Origin of the sequence: Clostridium sp. BL-8, from assembly GCF_002006495.1 — a bacterium.
In the GTDB taxonomy this organism is placed as follows: Bacteria; Bacillota; Clostridia; order Clostridiales; family Clostridiaceae; genus Clostridium.
Window position 1 is genome coordinate 1 of the sequence record NZ_LZZL01000168.1, and the last position, 5,268, is coordinate 5,268.

The 5,268-nt window shown below is 31.5% G+C and carries 5 protein-coding genes; 4 read left to right on the forward strand and 1 reads right to left on the reverse strand.

Annotated features, from left to right (window positions below; genetic code table 11):
• Nucleotides 1-298, forward strand: a 298-nt coding sequence (locus CLOBL_RS26735; protein WP_143323967.1) for a WYL domain-containing protein, incomplete at its 5' end; no start/stop codon positions are given.
• A gap of 254 nt (nucleotides 299-552) precedes the next feature.
• Here CLOBL_RS26735 and CLOBL_RS26740 read toward each other — a convergent pair.
• On the reverse strand, nucleotides 553-1,521 hold the full coding sequence (locus tag CLOBL_RS26740; RefSeq protein ID WP_077861776.1) for a zinc-binding alcohol dehydrogenase family protein: 969 nt from the start codon (nucleotides 1,519-1,521) through the stop codon (nucleotides 553-555).
• A gap of 295 nt (nucleotides 1,522-1,816) precedes the next feature.
• On the opposite strand from CLOBL_RS26740, the gene CLOBL_RS26745 reads away from it, so the two are divergent.
• The 3 genes from CLOBL_RS26745 to CLOBL_RS26755 form a co-directional block, all read left to right on the forward strand.
• Nucleotides 1,817-2,428 carry a TetR/AcrR family transcriptional regulator gene (locus tag CLOBL_RS26745; RefSeq protein ID WP_077861777.1) on the forward strand — a complete coding sequence of 204 codons (612 nt, stop codon included), beginning with the start codon at nucleotides 1,817-1,819 and terminating at the stop codon, nucleotides 2,426-2,428.
• 478 nt (nucleotides 2,429-2,906) lie between these two features.
• A complete protein-coding gene (locus tag CLOBL_RS26750; RefSeq protein WP_077861778.1) occupies nucleotides 2,907-4,739 on the forward strand; it encodes a helix-hairpin-helix domain-containing protein in 1,833 nt (610 codons plus the stop codon).
• A 92-nt stretch (nucleotides 4,740-4,831) separates the two neighbouring features.
• A partial coding sequence (locus tag CLOBL_RS26755) for a response regulator transcription factor (protein ID WP_143323968.1) occupies nucleotides 4,832-5,268 on the forward strand: 437 nt, incomplete at its 3' end.

Below are 5,268 nucleotides of genomic sequence, written 5' to 3' on the forward strand. Positions count from 1 at the left end.
ACCAAAAGATTTTGTACCATTATCTATGGATGGCACAGATTGGATAACAAAAGAATTAGTGCCGGTAATTATTAAAATAGATAAATCTTTAAAAGATAGAATTATAGAGCGATTTGGGGAGGAGAATATCATCGCACAAGATGAAGATAATTATATTGCTAAATATCCAATTGTAGATAGTGAAGAAGGATATAATGTATTCCTTAGGTTTGGCAGTAAATGTGAAGTCATTGAACCCACAAGTGTTAGAGAAAATTTTAAAAAATACTTAATGGAAATTATGGATATATACAAATAAGTTAACCTTATGAAGTATATGAAAAATCTAGAGGTTGGATTTTATTGGACTATTTAGTGTTGCTATTATTTAATGGAAGATTGATTCAAGATATGTTATAGTTTTAATTGCTAAATTAAACAAGATACTGGATAATAAAAGGTAGATTAGGTGAAAATAATTAATCTACCTTTTTATTTTTTGTATGTTAATAAAATTTATATATTAGAAGCTACACCAAAGTATAATATACAACAATAAAAATAAGAATTACTCTATGGGACAATAACTATCCTTTTTCCATGTTCCTCCATGTTCCAAACTTTTTCAATGTCTTTAAGCGGATACTTCACAATGTCCATGCTTAATTTACCTTGTTTTATCATATCCCATATAAGCTCGGCACCCTCAACAAAAGCCTCAGGTGGGGTCTGTGCACCTATCATTCCATAAATCTCAAGGCCTGAGGTTATTAAGCTTTGACCTGGGAGTTGTGCGGTCCATCCTGCTAATCCTCCGATGAGAACGAAACGAGTTCTTTTACTTGGTCCACCGAGCGCATTTGGAGTAAAGGAGTCTATTATAACTTCTGCAGGGTGGCCCCATAGATAATCAAGTATAACATCGTAGCCGGTTCCGGCTTCTTTTTTTAAGTCTTCCACTACTTTCTCATCCGGCTGGTTAAGGTTAATAAAGGCATCCGCCCCTAACTCTTTAAGCTTTTCTCCTGATACCGGATTTCTTCCTGTTCCGATAACCCTTCCTGCTCCAAGATACTTTGCAATTTGTACGGCAAGCATACCCGAAACACTGGTAGCACCGTTAATCAGTACAGTTTCACCAGGTTGAAGCTTTGCGACATATCTAAGAGGTCCGAGAGAACTTAGTGCTGCAGATGGAATAACTGCTGCCTGTTCTGCAGTTACGCCTTGTGGAATTGGAGTTGCATAAGCCTTTGGTATTACTACCTTTTCCGCCATAGAACCATATGGAGACTTTATGCCTCGAAAACTCACAAGTGTCCCATCTTCTAGAGAACCTATACCGCCATGACCAACAATGGCCGGTAAATTTGGATAGAATTGTTTGCTTGCAAAGTGAGCGCCTGCTGAAAGGGCTTTGACTGCAAAATCCAATATTACAGCCTCTACCTTAACAGTAACGTCACCATCATTTAAAACAGGATCAGGGAAATCTTCGTATCTTGGAATATCTCCTAAATTATTAATAACTGCTGCTTTCATATGAAACCTCCTCTTTTATTATCAACATTTGTACCAACTGGCTCTTAACAGAACAAGTCATAGTAAGCATTTCTATTTAGTATAAGCAGAACAATAAATCCGTTTATAGTTACATTAAGTATTATGAAATAGTTTACATGGTTCTATTCATTTGTAAATCTATCTACTTCTTTAAATTGTGTTATAATAAAAATATCTTTTTGGCAGTAACCGGAGAGCTCTCCTATTAATAATAACCGGAGATGTCTCCTCTTGTCAATAGCCATTAAGAAATTTTCCAGCAGGAGGTGATAGAGTGAAAAGCGCAGAAGACATCAACACCAGGACTGAACGCCGCGATGCTGCGGAAAATCGTAAGCGAATATTGGAGTCGGCACAGAAACTTTTTGAGCAATATGGTGTTAAAGAGGTTAGTATGAATCAAATTGCTATTGAAGCACAAATTGGTCCGGGGACCCTTTATCGTCGCTACAAAAATAAAAGTGAGTTATGTTTAGATTTAAAAAAAGACAATTTTGTTAAGTTTTTTGAAGATATTGATAAATATTTGATACAACACCATACCGATGCGCCTGATCAGCGATTGAAGGAGGTTCTCAGATTATTTATTTGTTTTGGTGATAAAAATCACCAACTGTTGACAGAAATTGATAGTAGCTCAATCAACAATAGATCTAATTCTATAACGCGAACTCCGCTATACAACAAAATGCACGAAATAGTCGTCAAATTATTAAGCGAGATGACTGCAAGTGAACAGGACGAACAAAGCAATGTCTTTAGGGCGGATATGTTGGTATATGCCTTATTAAAAGTTGACTCATATATATTCCAAAGGGATGTACGTGGTCATTCACCAGAATCGTTTTTGGAACAGCTTTGCTTGACATTTTTCCCGGAGAGATAGATTCAGATTGATCATCGATCATGAGATGAAGAAACATAATTTAGCATGGTAAGACTCAAGCACTTTAATCGCACTTGAATAGGAGTATTTTCTGATTAAATATCAGATGAGGTTTAACAAATATAATGGAGTATTTAAATAATATTACAAACACGCCACTTACTTTAAGTGGGTATCTTTACGCAAAATCCATGTTAATTCATATTTGTATCAATGTACTTTCAAAACACATGAAACCCACGACAATATTTATTTTGTATTGTCGTGGGTTGTTTTAGTTTACGGAAATTTATAAAAGAGTTTGATATTTATAATTACTGTAATAATTTTTCTTCAGAAATTCTTCAGATTTGCTCCATATTTTTCTGATATATATATTTTACAATTAAGCCAGGAAATACAACTTTAATAAAGAAAATCGGGGAAGAATTAAGTTGAGATTTCATACTCTATATCAATAAAATCAAAGGAGCGAATCATGAAGAAGTATGTTTTTATACTAATTTTTGCTTTATGCATAATGTCTTTTGCAATAACAGAAAATGCATGTGCAAAAGAAATGACAACAGAAACACAAAATATAATAGTACTTAAAGGAACAGATGAAACTAAGGACGGATTTCCTGTGTATGAACTTATGGATGATGATAAATTATTTATGGATATTTATAATAAATCTTTTATAAAGAAATCAGTTGAACTTTATGGAAAAGCTCTGCAATATTCTAATTTAGATAGTAAAGATATATATTTTGCCTTTAGAGAAAACTCTGGATGCTATGGCAATATTGGTTTTTATCTAAAAAAGGATGGACAGCTTTATGATAAGACAAAATCACCTTATATTGAACTTTCTACTGGGCAATTGAAAAATTATAATGCCCTTGAATCAATAACACAAATTTTACCTCATGAAATGGGACATGTTATACAGAAAATTACTACATCTAATAATGGGGAGATAAATCAAAATGTAGTAGATATGCATTATTCTAATATACAAACAGAATATAGCACTGCTTTTTGTGAAGGGTTTGGAGAACATTTTGAAGTTATTTCAAGAATGTATGAAGAAAATAATGAAATTAAAAATGGAATTTATAAAGAGATAGAAGGGATAAAAAATAGTACTAAGTCTATAGTAAATAGTGCATCTAGAGATTTCACATTGCCTTTAAGATTGGATTATTATAGAGAAGTATCTCAATTTTGGCAACAAAAGTATGAAAATTTAAAGAGGCATGAACTTGGATTAAATGGGGATTGTAAATACAAAAATTTAAGTTATGATTTTATGGATCCTGAGAAATCAATTTTATATAGAAATATGGGACTTTATCAAGATAAGACAAAGATGAAAAGCTTGGAGCAGAGTTTATCTACTGAAATAGTTGTTTCTAATTTCTTTATTAAACTTATAACAACTGATACTGGAGAATTAAATGAAAGGTACTCTAAGGTCTTTAATGTTTTTAATAAGTATTTAAATAAGGATAGTAAACCTCAATTGATAGAATTTGTTAATGGATATATAAGGGAATATCCTCAGGAAAAAGAGCGAATATTACAGATATTTAAGGATAGCACAGGTCATGATTTTACTGAAGAATGTGCTCCAGAAATATGGTGTATTAGTGAAGGGGAACATAGCAATATTATCTTTGATCAATTTAGAGGTCTTAAGTTTCCGTATTATATATTTAATATAAATACCTGCGAAAAAGAGGACTTACTTAGACTAAAGGGTATAAGTAAAAGTGATACAGAGGGGATAATTGCATATAGAGATAAAAATAATGGATTTAAGAGTACTGAGGAATTCTCACATATTGAAGGGGTAAGCGGTAAAGCCATAGAAATATTAACAAATAATACTAACAAAGAGCAGATTGAAAAAATAACAAGTACTATGAATGAAAGTAAATTTGAAAAGAGTTTTTCTACTATATTTATAGCTAACTTTAAACATTTAATATCAAGAACTATAATGTGGTTTGTAATTTTTTTCATAACTTATTATTTATTTGCTATGAAAGCTTCATTTAAAAGTAAAAAGAGCATTGTTATAGCTGCTATTAAGAAATTTTTTAAACTAGCGCTTTATGTATTAATAGGGTTTATGGCTGTAGCAGTTAGTAGTATTATTGTAATAGGAAATAAAACTTTAAATCCTATAATAATTTTTATTGCAGTGATTTTTATATATGAAGGTATAACACTTTTGGTAATAAGAAAGGACAAACTTAAGGTAAGAGATAGCATTATATCAACCTTAATGATAATTCCAATAATTATATATTCACAATATTAGATATAGTCAAAAAGATAGCAAGTCAATATTTATAATTTAAGCTATAAAATTGATTTGCTATTTTAATTTAGGGACTAAAGGAGGAATTCTAAGTGCTAAAAACCACTATATTGGTAGTTGATGACGAAAAGGAAATCAGGGAACTTATAGAAATCTATTTAAAAAATGAAGGATATAATGTAATTACAGCAGAAGACGGACTGCGAGCATTAGAAATAGTAAAGAAAGATACAATTCACCTTATTGTTCTTGACGTTATGCTACCAAATATTGATGGGATACAAGTTTGTGAAAACATAAGGGAATACTTAGATGTTCCTATTATAATGCTGTCAGCAAAGAGAGAAGATAACGATAAAATTTTAGGTATAATTACTGGTGCTGATGATTATATAGCCAAGCCATTTAATCCTTTAGAACTTGTAGTAAGAGTAAAAGCTCAACTTAGAAGATATCTTAAGACCTTTACACTTCCTAAAAATGATGAAATAGTAATTGATGATTTAGTTATAAACTCAAATACTCATCA

Bases quoted from the DNA above. Each gene is read 5' to 3' on its own strand.
- CLOBL_RS26750 (WP_077861778.1), top strand. From the start codon at position 2,907: ATGAAGAAGTATGTTTTTATACTAATTTTTGCTTTATGCATAATGTCT.
- CLOBL_RS26740 (WP_077861776.1), bottom strand. From the start codon at position 1,521: ATGAAAGCAGCAGTTATTAATAATTTAGGAGATATTCCAAGATACGAA.